21 protein-coding genes and 1 tRNA gene are annotated in these 23,685 nt (G+C 72.2%); 12 read left to right on the top strand and 10 right to left on the bottom strand.

Translation table 11 applies throughout. The annotated features are described in order from the left end of the window. Nucleotides 1-50: 50 nt before the first annotated feature. Nucleotides 51-902, bottom strand: coding sequence for a serine hydrolase (locus AB0F77_RS29305; RefSeq protein WP_361954681.1), 852 nt, complete (start codon nucleotides 900-902; stop codon nucleotides 51-53). Between the two features lie 192 nt (nucleotides 903-1,094). Between AB0F77_RS29305 and AB0F77_RS29300 the strand changes: the two genes are divergently transcribed. Continuing rightward, a complete protein-coding gene (locus AB0F77_RS29300) occupies nucleotides 1,095-1,445 on the top strand; it encodes a peptidase inhibitor family I36 protein (protein ID WP_361954680.1) in 351 nt (116 codons plus the stop codon). A gap of 12 nt (nucleotides 1,446-1,457) precedes the next feature. On the opposite strand, the gene AB0F77_RS29295 is transcribed toward AB0F77_RS29300, so the two are convergent. Further along, nucleotides 1,458-3,143, bottom strand: coding sequence for a thiamine pyrophosphate-binding protein (locus AB0F77_RS29295; RefSeq protein ID WP_361954679.1), 1,686 nt, complete (start codon nucleotides 3,141-3,143; stop codon nucleotides 1,458-1,460). Beyond that, entirely contained in the window at nucleotides 3,140-4,108 is a 969-nt protein-coding gene (gene speB / locus AB0F77_RS29290; protein WP_361954678.1) for an agmatinase, read from the bottom strand. The genes AB0F77_RS29295 and speB overlap by 4 nt, the downstream gene beginning before the upstream one ends. A gap of 160 nt (nucleotides 4,109-4,268) precedes the next feature. Between speB and AB0F77_RS29285 the strand changes: the two genes are divergently transcribed. After that, the gene (locus tag AB0F77_RS29285) at nucleotides 4,269-5,057 is read left to right on the top strand and encodes a phosphatase (RefSeq protein ID WP_361954677.1); all 789 of its coding nucleotides are present in this window, start codon (nucleotides 4,269-4,271) and stop codon (nucleotides 5,055-5,057) included. 79 nt (nucleotides 5,058-5,136) lie between these two features. Here AB0F77_RS29285 and AB0F77_RS29280 read toward each other — a convergent pair whose 3' ends face one another. From AB0F77_RS29280 to AB0F77_RS29265, 4 genes are all read right to left on the bottom strand, one after another. Further along, nucleotides 5,137-5,538, bottom strand: coding sequence for a hypothetical protein (locus tag AB0F77_RS29280; RefSeq protein WP_361954676.1), 402 nt, complete (start codon nucleotides 5,536-5,538; stop codon nucleotides 5,137-5,139). A 307-nt stretch (nucleotides 5,539-5,845) separates the two neighbouring features. After that, complete coding sequence (locus AB0F77_RS29275; RefSeq protein ID WP_361954675.1) at nucleotides 5,846-6,721, bottom strand: acyl-CoA thioesterase II; 876 nt, start codon at nucleotides 6,719-6,721, stop codon at nucleotides 5,846-5,848. Between the two features lie 46 nt (nucleotides 6,722-6,767). After that, complete coding sequence (locus AB0F77_RS29270; RefSeq protein ID WP_361954674.1) at nucleotides 6,768-7,925, bottom strand: acyl-CoA dehydrogenase family protein; 1,158 nt, start codon at nucleotides 7,923-7,925, stop codon at nucleotides 6,768-6,770. Between the two features lie 159 nt (nucleotides 7,926-8,084). Next, nucleotides 8,085-8,684: a TetR/AcrR family transcriptional regulator gene (locus AB0F77_RS29265; RefSeq protein WP_361954673.1), complete on the bottom strand. Its 600-nt coding sequence runs from the start codon at nucleotides 8,682-8,684 to the stop codon at nucleotides 8,085-8,087. A gap of 96 nt (nucleotides 8,685-8,780) precedes the next feature. Between AB0F77_RS29265 and AB0F77_RS29260 the strand changes: the two genes are divergently transcribed. From AB0F77_RS29260 to AB0F77_RS29245, 4 genes are read left to right on the top strand one after another with little or no spacing between them, the layout of a single operon-like run. Next, nucleotides 8,781-10,397: a carboxyl transferase domain-containing protein gene (locus tag AB0F77_RS29260; RefSeq protein ID WP_361954672.1), complete on the top strand. Its 1,617-nt coding sequence runs from the start codon at nucleotides 8,781-8,783 to the stop codon at nucleotides 10,395-10,397. An 8-nt stretch (nucleotides 10,398-10,405) separates the two neighbouring features. Then, nucleotides 10,406-12,469 carry a biotin carboxylase N-terminal domain-containing protein gene (locus AB0F77_RS29255; RefSeq protein WP_361954671.1) on the top strand — a complete coding sequence of 688 codons (2,064 nt, stop codon included), beginning with the start codon at nucleotides 10,406-10,408 and terminating at the stop codon, nucleotides 12,467-12,469. Then, on the top strand, nucleotides 12,466-13,416 hold the full coding sequence (locus tag AB0F77_RS29250) for a hydroxymethylglutaryl-CoA lyase (RefSeq protein ID WP_361954670.1): 951 nt from the start codon (nucleotides 12,466-12,468) through the stop codon (nucleotides 13,414-13,416). The genes AB0F77_RS29255 and AB0F77_RS29250 overlap by 4 nt, the downstream gene beginning before the upstream one ends. Before the next feature lie 8 nt (nucleotides 13,417-13,424). Further along, nucleotides 13,425-14,585, top strand: a complete 1,161-nt coding sequence (locus AB0F77_RS29245) for an acyl-CoA dehydrogenase family protein (protein ID WP_361954669.1) — start codon at nucleotides 13,425-13,427, stop codon at nucleotides 14,583-14,585. A 96-nt stretch (nucleotides 14,586-14,681) separates the two neighbouring features. Here AB0F77_RS29245 and AB0F77_RS29240 read toward each other — a convergent pair whose 3' ends face one another. After that, on the bottom strand, nucleotides 14,682-16,280 hold the full coding sequence (locus tag AB0F77_RS29240; protein WP_361954668.1) for a beta-N-acetylhexosaminidase: 1,599 nt from the start codon (nucleotides 16,278-16,280) through the stop codon (nucleotides 14,682-14,684). A gap of 207 nt (nucleotides 16,281-16,487) precedes the next feature. Here AB0F77_RS29240 and AB0F77_RS29235 point away from each other — a divergent pair, with 207 nt between their 5' ends. Further along, complete coding sequence (locus AB0F77_RS29235; protein WP_361954667.1) at nucleotides 16,488-16,745, top strand: hypothetical protein; 258 nt, start codon at nucleotides 16,488-16,490, stop codon at nucleotides 16,743-16,745. Nucleotides 16,746-16,760: 15 nt separating this feature from the next. Beyond that, nucleotides 16,761-18,578, top strand: coding sequence for a glutamine--fructose-6-phosphate transaminase (isomerizing) (gene glmS / locus AB0F77_RS29230; RefSeq protein WP_361954666.1), 1,818 nt, complete (start codon nucleotides 16,761-16,763; stop codon nucleotides 18,576-18,578). 277 nt (nucleotides 18,579-18,855) lie between these two features. On the opposite strand, the gene AB0F77_RS29225 is transcribed toward glmS, so the two are convergent. After that, the gene (locus AB0F77_RS29225; RefSeq protein ID WP_361954665.1) at nucleotides 18,856-19,383 is read right to left on the bottom strand and encodes a universal stress protein; all 528 of its coding nucleotides are present in this window, start codon (nucleotides 19,381-19,383) and stop codon (nucleotides 18,856-18,858) included. Nucleotides 19,384-19,729: 346 nt separating this feature from the next. On the opposite strand from AB0F77_RS29225, the gene AB0F77_RS29220 reads away from it, so the two are divergent. The 4 genes from AB0F77_RS29220 (at nucleotide 19,730) to AB0F77_RS29205 (ending at nucleotide 22,470) form a co-directional block, all read left to right on the top strand. Continuing rightward, on the top strand, nucleotides 19,730-19,987 hold the full coding sequence (locus AB0F77_RS29220) for a hypothetical protein (RefSeq protein ID WP_361954664.1): 258 nt from the start codon (nucleotides 19,730-19,732) through the stop codon (nucleotides 19,985-19,987). A gap of 378 nt (nucleotides 19,988-20,365) precedes the next feature. Beyond that, nucleotides 20,366-21,583 (top strand): helix-turn-helix domain-containing protein, encoded by a 1,218-nt coding sequence (locus tag AB0F77_RS29215; RefSeq protein WP_361954663.1) that lies wholly within the window; start codon nucleotides 20,366-20,368, stop codon nucleotides 21,581-21,583. Nucleotides 21,584-21,677: 94 nt separating this feature from the next. Next, nucleotides 21,678-22,280, top strand: coding sequence for an oligoribonuclease (gene orn / locus AB0F77_RS29210; RefSeq protein ID WP_361954662.1), 603 nt, complete (start codon nucleotides 21,678-21,680; stop codon nucleotides 22,278-22,280). 117 nt (nucleotides 22,281-22,397) lie between these two features. Further along, a tRNA-His gene (locus tag AB0F77_RS29205) sits at nucleotides 22,398-22,470 on the top strand. A 65-nt stretch (nucleotides 22,471-22,535) separates the two neighbouring features. Here AB0F77_RS29205 and AB0F77_RS29200 read toward each other — a convergent pair. After that, nucleotides 22,536-23,585, bottom strand: a complete 1,050-nt coding sequence (locus AB0F77_RS29200) for a LacI family DNA-binding transcriptional regulator (RefSeq protein ID WP_361954661.1) — start codon at nucleotides 23,583-23,585, stop codon at nucleotides 22,536-22,538. Nucleotides 23,586-23,685: the final 100 nt, after the last annotated feature.

Below are 23,685 nucleotides of genomic sequence, written 5' to 3'. Positions count from 1 at the left end.
TCGGTGACGCCGTGGCGGACGTCCAGTGAAAGCTCGCTCCCTGGACCCGGTCAGGGGGCCGTGATGTCCTTGTGGACGGCCTTGGCGACGCCCTGGATCGTGGTGATGCCGTAGTTCATGGTGCTGTTGTCGTGGGTCAGCACGGTGATCGTGTAGTCGTGGCCGCGTCCGGTGAAGGTGCCGACGCTGTGCACCCGCCAGCCGTGCGTGGAGCGTTGCAGCCAGCCGTTCTTGACGTGCCAGGCGACCCCGGAGGGCGCTCCGTAGGGGGTGCCCCAGCGCTGGGAGGAGACGACCTGGCCCATCAGCTTGAGGATGTAGGCGCGGGAGTTGTCGCTGAGCACGCCGTTCCTGGCGGTGACGAGCTTGAGCAGCTTCTGCTCGTCGGTGACCGTGATCTGGGTCAGTCCCCAGTAGCCGTTCGCGCCGGGCTTGGTCTGGCTCATGCCCGCCGCACCGAGGAAGCCCTTGATCTTCGTGAGGCCGAGCTGCTTCCACAGGGTGCTGGTCGCGTTGTTGTCCGACTGGGTGATCATGGCCTTGGTGAGGGAGGTCTCACGGTCGGTCAGATAGCGGTTGTGCTTCTTCGCGTCCCACAGCAGCGCGGCGAGGACGGTGACCTTGACGACGCTGGCCGAGTCGTAGGCGCTGGTGGCGCGCAGGGTGCAGGTCGTGTTGGTGGTGCGGTCGTACACGCCGACGGCGACGGTGCCCTTGCGGGTGGCGAGGGCGGCCGTGATGTCCTTCTTGAGCTTGGCGGCGAGGCCCGCCTTGGCGGACGTGCAGCTGACGGTGGGTGTCGCCGCGGCGGCGGGCGCGACGGCGGCTACGCCGGGTATGAGCACCGCCCCGCCGACGACGACCGCGAGCGCACGGGCGCGTCTGGATCTCCAATGAGTCATGCACCTGATGACTCACGATCTCGGGTGAAGGGTTGTACGCCGGGTGGGATCGGTGCGTATCCGGTCCTACTACTTCGCTCACACCGGTGAAGCCGATCTTGAACCCGGGCGTGTCTCCCCGTGCCGGCGCGAGCATGGCGGAGCCCCGGCAGCTCAGCGGGGGCGTTCCCACTCCCCTTTCTGGAGGGTCTCGTGAAGCTTCGTTCCGCCGCGCTCGGTGCCGTTCTCGGCCTGGCCGCCCTGCTCCTGCCCGCCCAGGGTGCCGCCGCGGCGGCACCGCCGCACTGTCCCGGCGGGTCGGTGTGCTTCTGGAGCGAGGAGGGCTTCGGCGGCGACTACTGGGAGTGGACGGCCGCCTCCGGCTACCGCGACATGCCGCCCCGCCTCCACGACCACGTCGGCTCGGTCGTCGCCGGCACCCGCGCCTGCTTCGTCAACTGGTCCCCGGTCGAGAAGCGGGACGTGTTCTCCGGCGACTGGCGCTCCCGCTACCTGGGCGACTTCGGCGGCCGTATCGACGGTGTGGGTCCCGGCGGCTGCTGAGCCGGTCGGCGCTCACCCCTGGTGGGTCGGGGCGAACATCCGCAGGACCGCCGGGAGGACGACCACCGAGGGACCCGGTGCGGCCAGGGCCGTGGCCAGGTCCTCCGCCAGGGTCCCCGGGGTCGTACGCACCCCGGGGACGCCGAAGGACTCGGCCAGGGCCACGTAGTCGGGCCCGGCGAGCTCGGTCCCCGTCGTCGCGCCGAACGCGTCGGTCATGTACTCGCGCAGGATGCCGTACCCGCCGTCGTCGACGATCAGCCAGGTGACGTCCAGCCCGTGCTGCCGGGCGGTCGCCAGCTCGGCGATCGAGTAGAGTGCCCCGCCGTCGCCCGAGACCGCGAGCACCGGGCGGGCGGGGTCCGCGACGGCCGCGCCGAGGGCCGCGGGGAAGGCGTAGCCGAGGCCGCCGGCGCCCTGTGCCGAGTGCATGGTGTTCGTCCCGCGCGGGTCGAACGCCGACCACGCCCAGTACGCGAGGATCGTCATGTCCCAGAAGGACGGCGCACCGGCGGGCAGCGCGCGCCGCACCGCCGCCAGCACGTCCTGCTCCAGGTCGAGTCCCTGGGGGGCGAGGCGGTGGGAGACCCGGGCGAGCAGGTCGCGCACGCGCTCGGGGGCCGTGGGGTCGGTGCGTTCGCGGACCGTCTCCAGGAGCGCCTGGAGGGCGAGGCGGGCGTCCGCGTGGATGCCGAGCGCCGGGTGGTTGGCCTCCAGCTTGCCCGCGTCGGCCTCGATCTGGACGACCCGGCCGCGCGGCCGGAACGTGTGGTAGTTCGAGGAGAGTTCACCGAGGCCCGAGCCGACGACCAGCAGCACGTCGGCGTCCTCCAGGAACTCCGTGGTGTGCCGGTCCTCCAGCCAGGACCGCAGCGAGAGCGGATGCGCCCAGGGGAAGGCGCCCTTGCCGCCGAAGGTCGTCACCACGGGCGCGTCCAGCCGCTCCGCGAGCCGGCGCAGCTTGCCCGCGGCGTCCGCCCGTACCACCCCGCCGCCCGCGATGATCGCCGGGCGCTCCGCCGCCGACAGCAACTCGGCGGCCACGGCGGTGAGTTCGGGTCTCGGGGGCAGCTCGTCCGGGGTGGCGTCCACCGCGGTCACCACCGGCAGGGACGTCTCGGCGAGCAGCACGTCCTGCGGCACCTCGACCCAGACCGGTCCGTGCGGCACGGTCAGCGCCGACTTCCAGGCCGCCGCGATCGCCGAGGGGATCTGCGAGGCGGTGCGCACGGTGTGGACGGACTTCACCACGCCCCGGAACGAGGCCGCCTGGTCCGGGAGTTCGTGCAGATGACCGCGGCGCGCGCCGCCGAGCCCGGCCGTGGGGACCTGGCCCGCGACCGCGACGACCGGCGCGGAGGCCGCGGCGGCCTCCTGGAGCGCGGCCAGCGCGGTCAGCGCGCCCGGCCCGGTCGACACCAGCAGCGGCGCCGCCTCGCCGGTGATCCGCCCGTACGCGTCCGCAGCGAACCCGGCGTTGTTCTCCACCCGCAGGCCCACGTACCGCAGGTCGGAGCGGCGCAGCGCGTCGAAGACGCCGAGGGTGTGCTGACCGGGCAGGCCGAAGACGGTGGTCGCGCCGAGCCCGGCCAGGGTCTCCACGACCAGGTCCCCGCCGGTGCGGCCGGGCGGAGGGCTGAGCGCGGCCTCCGTCTGCGCGGGTGTCGGGCGGAGCACCAGGTCGTGGTCGTGGGTCACTTGGCGCGTGCCTCCGCGATCTGCCGGGTCATGATCGTGGTCAGTTCGTACGCCGTGTGCGAGGCCGCCACCGAGGTGATCTCCGCGTGGTCGTAGGCCGGGGCCACCTCGACGACGTCCGCCGAGACGAGGTGGCACGACGCCAGGCCGCGCAGGATCTCCAGCAGCTCGCGCGAGGTCATGCCGCCGGCCTCGGGGGTGCCGGTGCCGGGCGCGTGCGCCGGGTCGAGGCAGTCGATGTCGATGGAGATGTAGAGCGGCCGGTCGCCGATGCGCTGCCTGAGCTGGTCGGCGACCTCGTCGGCGCCGCGTCGGTAGACGTCGGCGGAGGTGACGATGCCGAAGCCCATCTTCTCGTCGTCGGTGAGGTCCTGCTTGCCGTACAGCGGGCCGCGGATGCCGACGTGGGAGAGGGCGGAGGTGTCGAGGACGCCCTCCTCGACGGCGCGGCGAAACGGGGTGCCGTGGGTGTACTCGGCGCCGAAGTAGGTGTCCCAGGTGTCGAGGTGGGCGTCGAAGTGGAGCAGGGCGACCGGGCCGTGCCGCTTGGCGACCGAGCGCAGGAGGGGGAGCGCGATGGTGTGGTCGCCGCCGAGGGTCATCAGACGGGCACCGGTGCCGAGCAGGTCGTCGGCGGCGGCCTCGATCGTCTCCACGGCCTCGTTGATGTGGAACGGGTTCACCGCGACGTCGCCGCCGTCGGCGACCTGGGCGAGCGCGAAGGGGGAGGCGTCCTGCGCCGGGTTGTAGGGGCGCAGCAGCCGGGACGCCTCGCGGATGGCGTTGCCGCCGAAGCGGGCGCCGGGCCGGTAGGAGACCCCGGAGTCGAACGGCACGCCCACCACGGCGACGTCGGCGGTGCCGACCTCGTCGAGGCGGGGCAGCCGCGCGAAGGTCGCGGGGCCCGCGTAGCGCGGGACGCGGGAGGAGTCGACGGGGCCGCGGGGCGTCTCGTTGCCGGTCATGGGGGATTGCCTTCTTTCCAGCGCTTCGTCGCGCTTGTACTGCTTGTCGTACGACTCTACCGGTGAGCCGGGACCGTACCGGACGGCCGGCACCGTGACGCACGACCGTTGTGCGCCGGGGGCAGGTGGACCGCGGCCCGCGCTGCCTCACAATGGGAGCATGCCGATACCCGGGACACCCAGCCGCGCCGAGCTCGTCGACCACCTGGTGAGGACCCGTATCGCGGGCGACGTCGCCACGCCGCGCGAGAACAACCTCTCCCATTACCGCAAGCTGGCCAACGGAGACCGCAACTTCTGGCTCGGCCTCGAACTCGGGGACCGCTGGACCGACGAGCAGGACGTGCTCGCGGTGATGGCGGAGCGGGTCGGGGTCAACGACGACGCCGAGTACCGGCACGGACAGGACACCATCGACCCGCAGTTGACGGTCGACGGCCTCGACCGGCTGGCGGCCCGGCTGCGCAAGGCGGCCGAGGACCGGCAGCGGGTGCTGTTCGCCACCGGTCACCCCGGGGGCCTGCTGGACGTGCACCGCGCCACCGCCGCCGCACTGCGCGCCGCGGGCTGCGACGTCGTGGTCATCCCCGACGGGCTCCAGACGGAGGAGGGTTACGTCATGCAGTTCGCGGACGTGGCCGTCCTGGAGCACGGGGCGACGCTGTGGCACACCCACTCCGGCGAGCCGATGCGCGCCATTCTCAACGGACTCGAGCGCGAGGGCGCGGCCCCGCCGGACCTGGTGGTCGCCGACCACGGCTGGGCCGGGTTCGCCGCGCAGCACGGCCTCGACTCGGTCGGGTACGCCGACTGCAACGACCCCGCCCTGTTCATCGCCGAGGCGGAGGGCACTCTCCAGGTGGCGGTGCCGCTCGACGACCATGTCGTCAGCCCCCGCCACTACGACCCCATGACGGCCTATCTGATCGCGGAAGCGGGCCTGGCGTAAGGGAGTTCGGGCCCCCTGCACGACGGTGTGCGGTCCCGCCCAGCGGAACCGCACACCGTGTCATGCCTGTTGATGTGGGTCAGCGGCCACCACCGCCACCGTGACCGCCGCCACCGCCATGGCCGCCACCACCGTGACCGCCACCGCCGTGACCGCCGCCACCGTGACCACCACCGTGGCCGCCGCCATGGCCGCCACCGTGGCCACCGCCGTGGTCGCCACCGTAGCCACCGCCGTGACCGCCGTAACCACCGCGGCCGTCGTGGTTGCCGTAGCCGTTGCCGTTGTGGTTGCCGTAGCCGTCATTGTCGTCGTTCCACCAGCCGTAGCTGTTGTCGTTGTGGAAGCGACTGTAACTGCCGTGGTCGTAGGAGTGCTCGGACGCCGAAGCGGTGCCCGCCGTGCCTATCGCGACTCCGCCTGCCACCATCAGCCCGGCGGCGGACACCGCGAAGAGGCGCCTGGCGCGTTGTGCTCGCATGAGAGATACCTTTCGTTCCATCGTCTTCGCACATGCCGCGGAAGGGCGCGCGCGAGGGATGGCCGCAGCCGCAAGGTGCATGAGATACGGCTCGGTCGTAGGTTCACCGCGTATTGATCTGAGAAGCACGGGCTCGACCGCCGACGCCTCCAGGTCCCCCGCGAGGGTGCGCGGGCGGACACTGCGGCCCCGGTCCGGCGGTCACCGGACCTGGTCGGCCGGGCGTGCCGTGCGTGCGGCTTTCACTCAGAGAGCCTAGTCCCGCCCGTGCGACTCGGCACCTCGGGAAACCCACGGGCCGCAACGGTTACCGCGGGACACGAACGACACCCTCCTGGATCACCGAGATGGCGAGCCGTCCGTCCCGGGTGTATATGCGGGCCTGGCCCAGTCCCCGGCCGCCGTGGGCGGAGGGCGACTCCTGGTCGTAGAGCAGCCACTCGTCGGCGCGGAAGGGGCGGTGGAACCACATCGCGTGGTCCAGCGACGCCCCGACGACGTCCCCGACGGCCCAGCCGCCGCGGCCGTGCGCGAGCAGCACGGAGTCGAGCAGTGTCATGTCGGAGACATAGGTGGCGAGGACGACGTGCAGCAGCGGGGCGTCGATCTCGCCGTCGAGCTTGCCGGCCGCGCGGAACCAGACCTGGGAGTGCGGCTCGCGCGGCTCGCCGTACCTGCCGTACGGCGGCTCGTCGACGTAGCGCAGGTCGACCGCCTCGCGGGCCTCAAGGAGCCGTTCGACGACCCGCGGGTCCAGATGGGCGTAGGCGCGCAGCCGCTCCGGGGAGGTGGGCAGCGTCTCGGGGTCGGGGGCGGGCGGCATCGGGGCCTGGTGGTCGAGCCCGTCCTCGTACGTCTGGAAGGACGCCGAGAGGTGGAAGATCGGGTGGCCGTGCTGGACGGCGACCACCCGGCGGGTGGTGAAGGAGCGGCCGTCGCGGATGCGGTCGACGGTGTAGACGATGGGGGCGCCCGGGTCGCCGGGGCGCAGGAAGTACGCGTGGAGCGAGTGCGCGGGCCGGTCGGCGGGGACGGTGCGCCCGGCCGCGACCAGGGCCTGGGCCGCGACCTGCCCGCCGAAGACCCGGGGGACGACGGCGGAGCGGGACCGGCCGCGGAAGATGTCCTGCTCGATCCGCTCCAGGTCGAGCAGATCGAGCAGGGACCGCAGTGCCCGGGTCATGGGGTGGTCGTGCCGTGCGGTGAGGTCGCCGGTGCCGTCACGTGCCCTACAGACCCATGTCCTTGGCGATGATCGTCTTCATGATCTCGCTGGTGCCGCCGTAGATGCGGTTGACGCGGTTGTCCGCGTACAGGCGGGCGATGGGGTACTCGTTCATATAGCCGTAGCCGCCGTGCAGCTGGAGGCAGCGGTCGATGACGCGGTGGGCGACCTCGGTGCAGAACAGCTTGGCGCTGGCGGCCTCGGCGGGAGTCAGCTCACCGGCGTCCAGGGCCTCGAGGGCGCGGTCGGCGACGGCCTCGGCGGCGTCCACCTCGGCCTGGCAGGCGGCCAGTTCGAACTTGGTGTTCTGGAAGTGGGCGACCTGCCGGCCGAAGACGGTGCGCTCCTGGACGTACTGCTTGGCGAAGCGGACGGCGGCCTTGGCCTGCGCGTAGGCGCCGAAAGCGATGCCCCAGCGCTCGGAGGGAAGGTTGGCGCCGAGGTAGGAGAAGCCGCGGTTCTCCTCGCCGAGCAGGTCCTCGGCCGGGACCTTGACGTCCACGAAGGCCAGCTCGGCGGTGTCGGAGGTCTTCAGGCCGAGCTTGTCGAGCTTGCGGCCGACGGAGTAGCCCTCGGACCTGGTGTCGACGGCGAAGAGGGAGATGCCGTGGCGGCGGTCCTCGGCGGTGGGCGCGGAGGTGCGGGCGCAGACGATCACGCGGTCGGCGTGGACGCCGCCGGTGATGAAGGTCTTGGCGCCGTTGAGGACGTAGTGGGTGCCGTCCTCGGAGAGCTTGGCGGTGGTCTTCATGCCGGCGAGGTCGGAGCCGGTGCCCGGCTCGGTCATCGCGATGGCCCACATCTCCTCGGCGGAGACGAACTTCGGCAGGAAGCGCTTCTTCTGCTCGTCGGTGGCGAGCATCTTGAGGTACGGCAGGGCGAGCAGCACGTGCACGCCGGAGCCGCCGAAGCTCACGCCGGCGCGGGCGGTCTCCTCGTACTGCACGGCCTCGAACTTGTGGCTCTCCAGGCCGGCGCCGCCGTACTCCTCGGGGACGTTGATGCCGAAGAGGCCCAGTTCGGCGAGCTTGTAGTAGAACTCGCGCGGCGCCTGGCCGGCGGCGAACCACTCGTCGTGCACCGGCACGACCTCGGCCTCGATGAAGGCCCGCAGGGTCTCCCGGAACGCCTCGTGATCCTCGTCGAACACCGTACGGCGCATCGCCGCCACCTCCACTGCCGCATGTCTAAGCGCTTGCTCAGAGTCAACCGTACCGGCGGGTAGGGACACCCGTCCAGGGGATGCCGGCCGTAACGCTCATCACGTACGCGCGAGGGAGGGTACGGCCGTTGCGCACACGCGCGCGGAGGGCGCGGGCGTTCACTCCGCCCCGGCCGCCGCGAACGCGCCCCGCGCCATCCGGTGCAGCAGGCCCGCCGTGGTGGCCCGCCCGGGGAGGGCGCCGGGGCGGGCGAGGTGCGGGGTGGAATTGAGGAGGCCGAAGACCGAGTGGACCGCCGAGCGGGCCGCCGGTTCGGTCAGCGCGGGATACACCTCGCGCAGCACCTCCACCCACAGCTCGACGTACTGCCGCTGGAGCTGGCGGACCAGCTTGCGGTCGGTCTCGCGCAGCCGGTCCAGCTCGCGGTCGTGCAGGGTGATCAGCGGCCGGTCGTCGAGCGCGAAGTCGATGTGGCCCTCGATGAGGGAGTCGAGCACCGCGACCGGACCGGCCGCGCCGTCGGCCTCGGCCAGCCGGCGCTTCGCCCCGGTCAGCAACTGCCCGCTGATCCCCACGAGCAGTTCCGCGAGCATCGCGTCCTTGCCCGGGAAGTGGCGGTAGAGACCGGGGCCGCTGATGCCGACCGCGGCCCCTATCTCGTCGACCCCGACACCGTGGAAACCGCGCTCGGCGAACAGCCGCGCGGCCTCCTTGAGGATCTGTTCGCGGCGGGTGGGCGCGTCGGCTCTGGTGACCATGGAGGCAATTGTAGACAGGGAGGTTAGCGTTCGTTAACCTGAGGGAGATGGTTAACGCTCATTAACGGCAGGCCACTGGGTGAGGGGACCGCGAGGATGCAAGAGGCACCGGAGCTGACGAGCGCGGCGGACCCCGCGTCGGCGGCCTGGCGGGCCAACGAGGAGGCGCACCGCGCGCTCGTCGGGGAACTGCGCGACAAGCTCGCCGCGGCCCGGCTCGGCGGCGGCGAGAAGGCCCGCGCCCGGCACACGGCCCGCGGCAAGCTGCTGCCGCGCGACCGGGTGGACACACTGCTGGACCCGGGCTCGCCCTTCCTGGAGCTGGCCCCGCTGGCCGCCGACGGGATGTACGACGGGCAGGCGCCGGCGGCCGGGGTCGTCGCCGGGATCGGCCGGGTGGCCGGCCGCGAGTGCGTGATCGTCGCCAACGACGCCACGGTCAAGGGCGGCACCTACTACCCGATGACCGTGAAGAAGCACCTGCGCGCGCAGGAGGTGGCCCTGGAGAACCGGCTGCCCTGCCTCTACCTCGTGGACTCGGGCGGCGCCTTCCTGCCCATGCAGGACGAGGTGTTCCCGGACCGCGAGCACTTCGGGCGGATCTTCTACAACCAGGCCCGGATGTCCGGCGCGGGCGTCCCCCAGATCGCCGCGGTCCTCGGATCCTGCACGGCGGGCGGGGCGTACGTCCCGGCGATGAGCGACGAGGCCGTCATCGTGCGCGGCCAGGGCACGATCTTCCTCGGCGGCCCGCCCCTGGTGAAGGCGGCCACCGGCGAGGTCGTCACCGCCGAGGAACTGGGCGGCGGCGAGGTGCACGCGCGGGTCTCCGGGGTCACCGACCACCTCGCCGAGGACGACGCCCACGCGCTGCGGATCGTGCGCGACATCGTCGCGACGCTGCCCGCCCGGGGCCCCATGCCCTGGCGGACCACCCCCGTCGTGGAACCGAAGGTGGACCCCTACGGGCTCTACGGCGCGGTGCCCGTCGACTCCCGCACCCCCTACGACGTGCGGGAGATCATCGCCCGCGTGGTCGACGGCTCCCGCTTCGCCGAGTTCAAGGCCGAGTTCGGCCAGACCCTGGTCACCGGCTTCGCGCGGATCCACGGCCACCCGGTCGGGATCGTCGCCAACAACGGCATCCTGTTCTCCGAGTCCGCCCAGAAGGGCGCGCACTTCATCGAGCTGTGCGACCAGCGCGGCATCCCGCTGCTGTTCCTCCAGAACGTCTCCGGGTTCATGGTGGGCCGGGACTACGAGGCGGGCGGCATCGCCAAGCACGGCGCCAAGATGGTCACGGCCGTCGCCTGCACCCGGGTGCCCAAGCTGACGGTCGTGGTAGGCGGGTCGTACGGCGCGGGCAACTACTCGATGTGCGGCCGGGCCTACTCCCCCCGCTTCCTGTGGATGTGGCCCGGCGCCAAGATCTCCGTGATGGGCGGCGAGCAGGCCGCGTCGGTCCTCGCGACCGTCAAGCGCGACCAGCTGGAGGCGCGCGGCGAGCAGTGGCCCGCGGCGGAGGAGGAGGCGTTCAAGGACCCGATCCGCGCGCAGTACGAGCGGCAGGGCAACGCCTACTACGCGACCGCGCGGCTGTGGGACGACGGCGTGATCGACCCGCTGGAGACCCGGCAGGTGCTGGGCCTGGCCCTGACCGCCTGTGCGGGCGCCCCGCTGGGCGAGCCGCAGTTCGGCGTCTTCCGGATGTGAGGGTGGGAATGTTCGAGACAGTCCTCGTGGCCAACCGCGGTGAGATCGCGGTGCGGGTCATCCGTACGCTGCGCGCGCTGGGCGTGCGCTCGGTGGCCGTCTTCTCCGACGCGGACGCCGATGCGCGGCACGTGCGGGAGGCCGACACGGCGGTGCGGATCGGTCCGGCGCCCGCGGCCGAGAGCTATCTGTCGGTGGAGCGGCTGCTGGAGGCCGCCGCCCGCACCGGCGCCCAGGCCGTCCACCCCGGGTACGGGTTCCTGGCGGAGAACGCCGCCTTCGCGCGCGCCTGCGCCGACGCGGGCCTGGTGTTCATCGGGCCGCCGGCCGACGCGATCGCCCTGATGGGCGACAAGATCCGCGCCAAGGAGACGGTGCGGGCGGCCGGGGTGCCGGTCGTGCCGGGCTCCAGCGGCAGCGGCCTCACGGACGCGCAGCTCGCCGACGCGGCCCGGGAGATCGGCATGCCGGTGCTGCTCAAGCCGTCCGCGGGCGGCGGCGGCAAGGGCATGCGCCTGGTGCGGGAGGAGGGCGCGCTGGCCGACGAGATCACCGCCGCCCGCCGCGAGGCCCGCGCCTCCTTCGGCGACGACACGCTCCTCGTCGAGCGGTGGATCGACCGGCCCCGGCACATCGAGATCCAGGTGCTGGCCGACGGACACGGCCGGGTCGTCCACCTCGGCGAGCGCGAGTGCTCCCTCCAGCGACGCCACCAGAAGCTCATCGAGGAGGCGCCCAGCGTGCTCCTCGACGAGGCGACCCGGGCGGCGATGGGCGAGGCGGCCGTGCAGGCGGCGCGCTCCTGCGGGTACCGGGGCGCGGGCACGGTCGAGTTCATCGTCCCCGGCGGCGACCCCTCGGCGTACTACTTCATGGAGATGAACACCCGGCTCCAGGTGGAGCACCCCGTCACCGAGCTGGTCACCGGGCTCGACCTGGTGGAGTGGCAGCTGCGGGTGGCGGCGGGCGAACCGCTCGGCCTCGCGCAGGAGGACGTACGGCTGACCGGGCACGCGGTCGAGGCCCGCCTCTGCGCCGAGACGGTGTCCGTCAAGGAGGGCGTGCGCGGCTTCCTGCCGTCGGGCGGCACCGTGCTCGCCCTGCGCGAGCCGCAGGGCGACGGTGTGCGCACCGACTCCGGACTGACCGAGGGCACCGAGGTGAGCAGCCTCTACGACCCGATGCTGTCCAAGGTGATCGCGTACGGCTCCGACCGGGAGACCGCGCTGCGCCGGCTGCGCGCGGCCCTCGCCGGCACGGTCACGCTGGGCGTGCCGACCAACGCCGGGTTCCTGCGCCGGCTGCTGGCCCATCCGGCGGTTGTGGCGGGCGAGCTGGACACGGGGCTGGTCGAGCGGGACATGGACGCACTCGTGCCGGACGGGGTGCCCGCGGAGGCGTACGCGGCGGCGGCGCTGCTGCGCCAGGCCGCCCTGGCGCCCTCTGCCGCGCCCGCCGACGGCTCCGGCTGGACCGACCCGTTCGCCGCCGCGGACGGCTGGCGCCTGGGCGGCGAACGGGCCTGGACGGCACACCATCTGCGGGTGCCGGGCCACGACCCGGTCACCGTGCGGGTGCGCAGCACGCCGGACGGGGGGACGGAGCTGCTGCTGCCCGGGGCCGGCACACCGCTGCGGGCGTCCGGGGGCCGGCCCCGCCCCGGCGACGAGCACCGGTTCGCCTTCCTGCTCGACGGCGTCGCCCACTCCTTCGCCGCCCTGCCGGACGGCACCTGGCTGGGCCGGGACGGGGACGCCTGGCAGGTGCGCGACCACGACCCGGTGGCCGCGTCGCTCACGGGCGCCGCGCACGCGGGCGCCGACTCGCTGACCGCGCCCATGCCCGGCACGGTCACGGTGGTGAAGGTCGCCGTCGGCGACGAGGTGAGCGCCGGGCAGAGCCTGCTGGTGGTGGAGGCGATGAAGATGGAGCACGTCGTCTCCGCCCCGCACGCCGGCACGGTCACCGAACTCGACGTCACGCCGGGCACCACGGTCGCCATGGACCAGGTGCTCGCCGTGGTCGCACCGCACGAGGCCCTGGTCGCCCCGCACGAGGAGGAGACGGCATGAGCACCCCGGAACTCGGACTGCCGATGACCGTGCCGGCCCCGGACCTGCCCGCCCGGGTCCGCATCCACGAGGTCGGCGCGCGCGACGGGCTGCAGAACGAGAAGACGTCCGTGCCGACCGCGGTGAAGGCCGAGTTCGTCCACCGGCTGGCCGACGCGGGGCTGACGACGATCGAGGCGACCAGCTTCGTGCGCCCCGAGTGGGTGCCCCAACTGGCCGACGCGGAGGAGCTGTTCCCGCTGCTCGGCGACCTCGGCGAGGTGGCGCTGCCGGTGCTCGTGCCCAACCGGCGGGGCCTGGACCGGGCGCTCGCGCTCGGCGCCCGCCGGGTGGCCGTGTTCGCCAGCGCCACCGAGTCCTTCGCCAAGGCCAACCTCAACCGCACCCTGGACGAGTCCCTCGCGGTGTTCGACCCGGTGGTGCGGCACGCCAAGGACGAGGGCCGGCACGTGCGCGGCTACGTCTCCATGTGCTTCGGCGACCCGTGGGAGGGCCCGGTGGCGGCGCACCAGGTGGTGCGGGTGTGCCGGGCGCTGCGGGACATGGGCTGCGACGAGCTGAGTCTCGGCGACACCATCGGGGTCGCCACGCCGGGCCAGGTCCTCGACCTGCTCGCCCTCCTCAACGAGGAGGGGGTGCCGACCGATGTGATCGGCGTCCACTTCCACGACACCTACGGGCAGGCGCTCGCCAACACCCTGGCCGCGCTCCAGCACGGCGTCACCACCGTCGACGCCTCCGCGGGCGGCCTGGGCGGCTGCCCCTACGCCAAGTCCGCCACCGGCAACCTCGCCACCGAGGACCTCGTCTGGATGCTGCACGGCCTCGGCATCGAGACCGGGGTCGACCTCGGCCGTCTCACCGCCACCAGCGTGTGGATGGCCGAGCGGCTGGGCCGTCCGAGCCCGTCGCGCACCGTCCGCGCCCTCTCCCACCAGGAGCAGTGATCACAGCCATGGACTACCGACTCTCCCCCGAGCTGGAAGAACTCCGGCGCACCGTCGAGGAGTTCGCGCACGACGTCGTGGCGCCCAAGATCGGCGAGTTCTACGAGCAGCACGAGTTCCCCTACGAGATCGTCCGCGAGATGGGCCGCATGGGCCTGTTCGGGCTGCCGTTCCCGGAGGAGTACGGCGGGATGGGCGGCGACTACCTGGCGCTGGGCGTGGCGCTGGAGGAACTGGCCCGGGTGGACTCGTCGGTGGCGATCACGCTGGAGGCCGGGGTCTCACTGGGCGCAATGCCGCTGCACCTGTTCGGCACCGAGGAGCAGAAGCGGGAGTGGCTGCCGCGGCTGTGCTCCGGGGAGGTCCTGGGCGCGTTCGGGCTGACGGAGCCGGACGGCGGCAGCGACGCGGGGGCCACGCGCACGACGGCGCGGCTGGACCCGGACACCGACGAGTGGGTGATCAACGGCACGAAGTGCTTCATCACCAACTCCGGTACGGACATCACCGGGTTGGTGACGGTGACGGCGGTGACCGGCCGCAAGCCGGACGGCCGGCCGCTGATCTCGGCGATCGTCGTCCCGTCCGGCACCCCGGGCTTCACCGTCGCGGCGCCCTACTCCAAGGTCGGCTGGAACGCCTCGGACACCCGTGAGCTGTCCTTCGCGGACGTCCGGGTGCCCGCCGCCAACCTGCTGGGCGAGGAGGGCCGGGGTTACGCCCAGTTCCTGCGCATCCTGGACGAGGGCCGCATCGCCATCGCCGCCCTCGCCACCGGGCTGGCCCAGGGGTGTGTGGACGAGTCGGTGAAGTACGCCAAGGAGCGGCACGCCTTCGGGCGCCCGATCGGTGCCAACCAGGCGATCCAGTTCAAGATCGCCGACATGGAGATGAAGGCGCACACGGCCCGCCTGGCCTGGCGCGACGCCGCCGCCCGTCTGGTGAGCGGCGCCCCCTTCAAGAAGGAGGCCGCGCTGGCCAAGCTGCACTCGTCGACGGTCGCGGTCGACAACGCCCGCGACGCCACGCAGATCCACGGCGGCTACGGCTTCATGAACGAGTACCCGGTCGCCCGCATGTGGCGCGACTCCAAGATCCTCGAAATCGGCGAGGGCACGAGCGAGGTCCAACGCATGCTGATCGCCCGCGAGTTGGGCCTGCCGACCTGACCGTCGCCGTCCCGCCGTCGACTGTGGTGCCCCACTGGGGCACGGACCGGCGGGCACCCCGGAGTACGGTCCTCCGGGGTGCCCGTCAGCGCTGGCTCAGGTGGTCCAGGGCACCTGCGGCGAGCGGTAGTAGGACATGCCGCGGGCCTCCCAGCGCGGGCCCTGCGCGGCGAGGCGCACCTTGTAGGAGTCCCAGTCGTGGGTGGCGGCCGGGGACCAGCCCAGCTCGGCCACGCCGGGGAGCCTCGGGAACGCCATGTACTCGATGCCGGCGACGTCGGCGATGGTCTCCGTCCACAGGGGCGCCTCCACGCCCCGCACGGCCGAGGCCGGCACCCCGTCCAGATAGGCGCCCGGGTCCCAGTCGTAGGAGCGCCGCACCTCCACCAGACCCGCCCAGTCCTGGCCGAGGGGCGTGTCGTCGGTGTACTTCATGTCGAGGTACACCCGGTCGGCCGGGGACAGCACGATCCCGGTGCCGTTCCGGGCGGCCTCGGCGACCTGTGCCTTCTCGGCGGCGTCGGTGTCGTCCAGGCCCCAGTACTGGGCGAGGGCGCCCTTCGCCGGGTGGGCACCGGTCAGCTGGTGCCAGCCCATGACCTTCTTGCCGTACTTCGCGACGACCGGCTGGACCCGGTCCATGAACGTCACGTAGTCGTCGTGGGCGGTGGAGTGCGCCTCGTCGCCGCCGATGTGGAGGTAGCGGCCAGGGGTGAGGGCGGCGATCTCCCGGACCACGTCGTCCACGAAGTCGTAGGTGACGGGCTTGGGCACGCACAGGGAGCTGAAGCCGACCTCGGTGCCCGTGTAGAGCGGGGGCGCGACGCCGTCGCAGTTCAGTTCCGCGTACGAGGCGAGGGCCGCGTTGGTGTGGCCGGGCATGTCGATCTCGGGCACGACCTCCAGATAGCGGGAGGCGGCGTAGCGGACGATCTCCCGGTAGTCGGCCTTGGTGTAGTGGCCGCCGGGGCCGCCGCCGACCTGGGTGGAGCCGCCGTGGGCCGTCAGGCGCGGCCAGGAGTCGATCGCGATGCGCCAGCCCTGGTCGTCGCTGAGGTGCAGATGCAGCTCGTTGACCTTGTAGAGGGCCAGTTCGTCGATGTAGCGCTTGACCTGGTCGACGGTGAAGAAGTGCCGGGAGACGTCCAGCATCGCGCCCCGGTAGGGGAAGCGCGGGCTGTCCTCGACGGTGCCGCCGGCCACCGTCCAGGGTCCGGGCTGCGCGGACCTCTTCTCCACGGCGGCGGGCAGCAGCTGACGCAGGGTCTGGACACCGTGGAAGAGACCGGCCGGGGCGCTCGCGGTGATGGTGACCCCGCCCCGCCCGCTGTCGAGCCGGTAGCCCTCGGCGCCGAACCCGCCCTCGCGGAGCCGGAGTCGGAGGTCCGCGTCGCCGCGGGTGGTAATCGGCAGGGCGTAGCCGGTGGAGGGCCGCAGCAGTCCGGCCAGGTACTCGCCGACCTCGCGCGCCGCACGGGAGTCGGGGACGCCGATGCGCGTGTCGCGGGTGATCCGGTACGGCGATCCGGCCGGGACGACGGAGGCGGGCGCCGGGATCACCCGGCCGAGCGGGGTGATCCCGGAGGGCTCGGCCGCCGGGGCCCCGGCCGAGGTGAAGGCGCCCGCCGCGGCGACGAGCAGCAGGGATCCGAGGATCCGGGCCATACGGGGAGTCGTGCTGTGGTGCCGTCTCACATGCGCTCCCTTCGGAAATGGTGGAGACCACCTTCCCGCACAACCGGCGCGCCGAGCCCCGCGGGGTGCGATCCTCCCGAAGAACCGCACAAGAGCCGCCGGCGCCGACTACCGGACCGGCCGCCCCGCCGAGGAATCCCACCGGCCGGTGCCCGGAATCGGGCAGGATTCTTGCGAAAGCGGCGTCCGTGCCCCAGGATCTACCGGGTGCACGACGAACTCGTTGATCATCTGACGCGGTCCACGCCCCTGAACCGGGGCGAGGCCCTGCGGGTGGTCCAGGACGTGCTGGCGTTCTTCGACGAGACGACCGAGGAGTTCGTCCGTCGCCGCCACCGTGAACTCCGGGCCCAGGGCCTGGTGAACACGGCGATCTTCGAACGGATCGAGGCGGACCTGAGATACCGGGCGGTGTCCCCGCCGGAGCTCTCGCTCCGGCAGCTGCGCCGCATGGTCTACGGCTGAGGGATACCCATACACATGTGCGGAATTGTCGGATACATCGGTAAGCGTGATGTCGCCCCGCTGCTGCTGGAAGGACTCCAGCGGCTGGAGTACCGGGGTTACGACTCCGCGGGCATCGTCGTCACCGCCCCGAAGACGGCCGGCCTGAAGATGGTCAAGGCCAAGGGCCGCGTCCGCGACCTGGAGGCCAAGGTCCCCGCCCGCTTCAAGGGCACCACCGGCATCGCGCACACCCGCTGGGCCACCCACGGCGCCCCCTCCGACGTCAACGCCCACCCGCACATGGACGCCGCGGGCAAGGTCGCCGTCGTCCACAACGGCATCATCGACAACGCCGCCGACCTGCGCCGCAAGCTGGAGGCGGACGGCGTCGGGTTCCTCTCCGAGACCGACACCGAGGTCCTCACCCACCTCATCGCCCGCTCCACCGCCGAGAAGCTGGAGGACCGGGTCCGCGAGACGCTGCGCCTGATCGAGGGCACGTACGGCATCGCCGTCCTGCACGCCGACTTCCCCGACCGCATCGTGGTCGCCCGCAACGGCTCGCCCGTCGTCCTCGGCATCGGCGAGAAGGAGATGTTCGTCGCCTCCGACGTCGCCGCGCTGGTCGCCCACACCCGGCAGATCGTCACCCTCGACGACGGCGAGATGGCCACCCTCAAGGCGGACGACTTCCGCACCTACACCACCGAGGGCACCCGCACCACCGCCGAGCCGACCACCGTCGAGTGGGAGGCCGAGTCGTACGACATGGGCGGCCACGACACGTACATGCACAAGGAGATCCACGAGCAGGCCGAGGCCGTGGACCGCGTGCTGCGCGGCCGCATCGACGACCGCTTCTCCACCGTGCACCTCGGCGGCCTCAACCTCGATGCCCGCGAGGCCCGCCGGATCCGCCGGGTGAAGATCCTCGGCTGCGGCACCTCGTACCACGCGGGCATGATCGGCGCCCAGATGATCGAGGAGCTGGCCCGCATCCCCGCCGACGCCGAGCCGGCCTCCGAGTTCCGCTACCGCAACGCCGTCGTCGACCCCGACACCCTGTACGTCGCGGTCTCCCAGTCCGGCGAGACCTACGACGTGCTCGCCGCTGTGCAGGAGCTGAAGCGCAAGGGCGCCCGGGTGCTCGGCGTGGTCAACGTCGTCGGCTCGGCGATCGCCCGCGAGGCCGACGGCGGCATCTACGTGCACGCCGGCCCCGAGGTCTGCGTGGTGTCGACCAAGTGCTTCACCAACACCACGGTCGCCTTCGCCCTGCTCGCCCTGCACCTCGGCCGCACCCGTGACCTGTCCGTGCGCGACGGCAAGCGGATCATCGAGGGGCTGCGCAGGCTGCCCGAGCAGATCACCGAGATCCTCAAGCAGGAGGAGACGGTCAGGGAGCTGGCCGAGCGCTACGCCGAGGCCCGCTCGATGCTGTTCATCGGCCGTGTCCGGGGCTACCCGGTGGCCCGCGAGGCGTCCCTGAAGCTCAAGGAGGTCTCGTACATCCACGCCGAGGCCTACCCCGCGTCCGAGCTGAAGCACGGGCCGCTGGCGCTGATCGAGCCGGCCCTGCCCACGGTCGCGATCGTCCCCGACGACGACCTGCTGGAGAAGAACCGCGCCGCCCTGGAGGAGATCAAGGCCCGCAGCGGCCGGATCCTCGCGGTCGCCCACCAGGAGCAGGAGAAGGCCGACGAGACGATCGTGGTCCCCAAGAACGAGGACGAGCTCGACCCGATCCTCATGGGCATCCCCCTCCAACTCCTCGCCTACCACACGGCCTTGACCCTGGGCCGAGACATCGACAAGCCCCGCAACCTGGCCAAGTCGGTAACGGTCGAATAGCCCACGCCCCAAAGGGGCGCGGGGAACTGCGCGATCAGCCCCCACACACCCGCACGGGCCGGACAACGAAACGGACCCCCACGTGTAGCCACCACCACGGGGGGTCCGTCATAGTCACCGGGATGCCCAACTCCCGGCCCCGGCTGCGCCAAACCGTGGCCGTCACTCCCCGGCACCCGCAGCCCGCCCGCCCGCTCGCTCACGTGCGATGCCGGGTATATGCCCGACGCAAGCCTCCGCAAGCCTTTTGAACCCGGCGGAACCAGCGGAGCAACCGTCAGGGAATGACGATCACGGGACGCTGCGCACGCTTGGCGAGCCGCCCCGCGACGGAGCCGAAGATCCGGCCGACGATGCCGTGGGTGGACCCGACGACGATCGCGTCCGCCTCGTACTCCCGCCCCACCTCTTCGAGTTCGTGGCAGATGTCGCCACCGCGCTCGACGAGTATCCAGGGCACCTCGTTCAGGTGCTCCGCGCAGGCGAGTTCCAGCCCGAGCACCTCCGTGCGGTGGTCCGGGACGTCGACGAAGACGGGTGGCTCACAGCCGGCCCACACCGTGGTGGGCAGTCGGTTGGCGACGTGGACGATGATCAGACCCGAGCCGGAGCGGTACGCCATGCCGATCGCATAGGCGAGGGCGCGCTCGCTGGACGTGGAGCCGTCGAAACCGACGACCACTCCGTGTTTGAAGGCTGGGTCGCAGGAAGGGCGTGACTCCTCCGCCGCCAGGGGCTCGGCCGCCGTGGGATCGGCGACGGGCCGCTTGCGGTCCGCGGGTTCGAAGAATTCGTGACCGGCCATGGGTGTCTCGGCGTTGTGATCCTCGTGGGTGGGACGACAGTGTGCGGCGGAGCTGTGTCCGGGAAACATCTTCCCAACCCCATACCCCCAAGGGTACGGCTGCACGCCTCCTTAGCCCAGATCCCGCGTGCGCTCCGCGGAGAGATCCACGGAAGGCCCGTCGGGGTTCACCGGAGCATGCACGAGGGGCCGGGCAAACGCAATGGCCCCTGCCCCGTACAGGCGGTTTGCACGGGATTCCGCCGGGTGGCCGCACGGCCCGGACCCGCACAGTGACCGGGAGATCGAACACGCGTTGAACCCCGTGATCCACAGGTACCCGGGGAGCGCCACAGGGAGCGACGAGATGTCCGGACGGCGGGCCACGACCGAATCGCGTCACACCCCGGACACCGTGGGTGATCTCGTCCGCTGGGCGGCCTTCAGCTGTGTCCTCGTCCCGCTGGTTCTGGTCTGGTACGGCGGGTCGCTCGCCGGCGCCGCGGGTACGGCTCTGGGACTGGCCGCCGTGACCGGCGCGTGCCGCTTCCTCCTGCGCCGTTCCGAGCGCGGGGCGCACAGAAGAGGCGGACGTCACACCCGGCGACGGACACCGGTCGACTGACCGGTTTCGGCGCACGTTCCCGTCGCTTTTCAGCCAACTTCCGGACCCGGTGCGAGAGGTACCCGAACCACCCCCCAACCCCCGTTCCACCTGCACGGAAACGGTCCCGGGCGACCCGTGCACCCTATGCGGTTTGGCCACTGCGACAAGGCGCACTTCCCTGCACGGCCCGCGAGTGCAACGCTTCGTGATCGAATGCTTCACGCCAAGTTGTCATGTCGACAATGTGCCGCGAGTCGAACTGGTCACCGCGGGCCCGCGGGACCCAGTAGATTCGATCTTGACTGTCTTACGGCGGGGGACTCGTGCAGGACCGAGGGGAAACGTGCAGGAGCGACACAACCGAGGAGCCGCGACCACCGAGGGGGGCTTAGCAGGATGAGCCACGACTCCACTGCCGCGCCGGAGGCCGCGGCCCGCAAGCTGGCCGGGCGACGCCGCAAGGAGATCGTCGCGGTGCTGCTGTTCAGCGGCGGCCCCATCTTCGAGAGTTCCATACCACTTTCGGTGTTCGGGATCGACCGCCAGGACGCCGGAGTGCCGCGCTACCGACTGCTGGTGGCCGCGGGCGAGGACGGCCCGCTGCGGACCACAGGGGGCCTGGAACTCTCCGCACCGCACGGCCTGGAGGCGATCTCGCGCGCGGGCACGGTCGTCGTGCCCGCCTGGCGCTCGATCACCTCCCCGCCGCCGGAGGAGGCGCTCGACGCGCTGCGCCGGGCACACGAGGAGGGCGCGCGCATCGTCGGTCTGTGCACCGGCGCGTTCGTGCTCGCGGCGGCCGGCCTGCTCGACGGCCGCCCCGCCACGACCCACTGGATGTACGCGCCGACGCTGGCCAAGCGCTATCCGTCGGTGCACGTGGATCCGCGGGAACTGTTCGTGGACGACGGGGACGTCCTGACCTCCGCCGGTACGGCGGCCGGGATCGACCTGTGCCTCCACATCGTGCGTACGGACCACGGCAACGAGGCGGCGGGCGCGCTCGCCCGGCGTCTGGTGGTGCCGCCGCGCCGCTCGGGCGGTCAGGAGCGCTACCTCGACAGGTCTTTACCCGAGGAGATCGGCGCCGACCCGCTCGCCGAGGTCGTCGCCTGGGCGCTGGAGCACCTGCACGAGCAGTTCGACGTGGAGACGCTGGCGGCCCGCGCGTACATGAGCCGCCGTACGTTCGACCGCCGGTTCCGCTCGCTGACCGGCAGCGCGCCATTGCAGTGGCTGATCACCCAGCGGGTACTCCAGGCGCAGCGGCTCCTGGAGACGTCGGACTACTCGGTGGACGAGGTCGCGGGCCGCTGCGGCTTCCGCTCCCCGGTGGCCCTGCGCGGACACTTCCGGCGACAGCTGGGCTCGTCGCCGGCGGCGTACCGCGCCGCGTACCGGGCGCGCCGGCCCCAGGGCGACAGGACCGACGCCGACGCCCCGGTGCCGGGTGGTCCCTCGGGCCCGCCCGCCGGTCTGTCCATGCCCTCCGTGCTGCACCCCGAGACCTCGGTCCCGATGCAGACCCGGCGCACGGCGGCCGCGATGAGCCTGTCGCCCGACCAGTACGTCACCAGCCGGGCGGCCCTCCCGGGGCCCCGCGCGGGTTCGTGACACCCCGGGGCCCGAGATCCTCTCTCGGGCCCCGGCCCACAAGGTCACCGCACGGTCGGCTCACCCCGCGCCACCTCGCCGTAAGGTGAGACACATGAACGATCGCATGGTGTGGATCGACTGCGAGATGACCGGCCTCTCGCTGTCCGACGACGCGCTCATCGAGGTGGCCGCGCTGGTCACCGACTCCGAGCTGAACGTGCTCGGCGAGGGCGTGGACATCGTCGTCCGTCCGCCGGACTCGACGCTGGAGACGATGCCGGAGGTGGTGCGGCAGATGCACACCGCGTCCGGGCTGCTCGACGAGCTGTCCGGCGGCACGACACTGGCCGACGCGGAGCAGCAGGTCCTGGCGTATGTGCGCGAACACGTGAAGGAACCCGGCAAGGCCCCGCTGTGCGGCAATTCCGTCGGCACCGACCGCGGCTTCCTGCTGCGCGACATGCCGACCCTGGAGGACTACCTCCACTACCGCATCGTCGACGTGTCCTCCATCAAGGAGCTGGCCCGCCGCTGGTACCCGCGCGCCTACTTCAACAGCCCGGAGAAGAACGGCAACCACCGGGCCCTCGCCGACATCCGCGAGTCCATCGCCGAGCTGCGCTACTACCGCGAGGCCGTCTTCGTGCCCCAGCCCGGCCCGGACTCGGACACCGCCCGGACGATCGCCGCGAAGTACGTCCTGCCCGCCCGCTAGTCCCCCGCGCGCGGCGCGCGGCGGGGCGCCGCGAAAGCCGTGCGCGAGCACCCCTTCGGACCCTGTACACTTTTTCTCGGCCGGTCGGGGAAACCACAAAGTCAACCGCCGGTCATGGTGGGTGTAGCTCAGCTGGTAGAGCACCTGGTTGTGGTCCAGGATGCCGCGGGTTCGAGTCCCGTCACTCACCCTGAAGGATCAGCCGGTGGCTCCGTCGGAAGACGGGGTCACCGGCTTTTCCGTGTCCCCCGCCCGTCACGACGACGCCCGCACCACCAGCTCCGCGGGCAGTACCACGTGCCGGCGCTCCGCCTCCCGGGAGGCGCCGAGCCGGCGGTCGGCGATCTCGGTCAGGAGCAGGTCCAGCATCGCCCGGCCCATCTTCTCGATCGGCTGGCGCACGCTGGTCAGCGGCGGGTCCATGTGCCGGGCGATGGCCGAGTCGTCGTACCCCACCAGCGCCACGTCCTCGGGGATGCGGCGGCCCGCCTCCCGCAGGACCTGGCGGGCACCCGCCGCCGTGACGTCCGAGGCGGCGAAGACGGCGTCGAGGCCGGGGCGGCGCTCCAGCAGCCGGGCCATCGCGCGCCGGCCGCCCTCCTCGGTGAAGTCACCGGTCTCCACGAGGAGTCGGTCCTCGGGGTGCCCGGCGTCGCGCAGGGCGTCCCGGTGGCCGTCGGCCCGCCGCTGGGCGCCGTACACGTCGAGCTGCCCGGTGATGTGCGCGATCGTGTGCCGCCCCCGGGCGAGCAGGTGCTCGACCGCCGAGCGGGCGCCGCCGTAGTTGTCCGAGTCGACCGAGGTGAGCGTCTCCGCCGCCGAGCGCGGGCCGCTGATCACGGCCGGGATCTCCCACTGGGCGAGCAGGTCGGGCAGCGGGTCGTCCGCGTGCACGGACACCAGCAGCACACCGTCCACCCGGTGTGCGGCCAGATACTGCGCGAGCCGCTCCCGCTCCCGGTCACTGCCCGCGAAGGTCAGCAGCAACTGCATGCCGGTGTCGGAGAGTTCGGAGCCTATGCCGCGCAGGATGTCGGAGAAGTAGGGCTCCGCGAAGAACCGGGTCTCCGGCTCGGGCACGACGAGGGCGATGGCGTCGGTGCGGTTGGCGGCCAGGGCGCGGGCGGCGGTGTTGGGCACGTACCCGAGTTCGGCGACCGCCGCCTCGACGGCCGCGCGGGTGGCGTCGCTGACGCGGGGCGAACCGTTGATCACCCGGGAGACCGTGCCCCGGCCCACACCGGCCCGGGCGGCCACCTCTTCCAGGGTGGGCCGCCGCCCGCCCCGCCCGCCATTGACCGTCATGGTCGCCGCCTTCCGTTCTCACCCGTCGGGGCAGGAATGTAACAGTAGGGACCCCTCGGGCACTCCCTCCCCTCATCACTCCGCCGTGGGGGCGTTCGGA

The organism is Streptomyces sp. NPDC026672 (assembly GCF_040638185.1).
Lineage (GTDB): Bacteria > Actinomycetota > Actinomycetes > Streptomycetales > Streptomycetaceae > Streptomyces.
The sequence above is the reverse complement of the archived record's forward strand: the minus strand, read 5'-3'. Positions and strand labels throughout refer to the sequence as shown.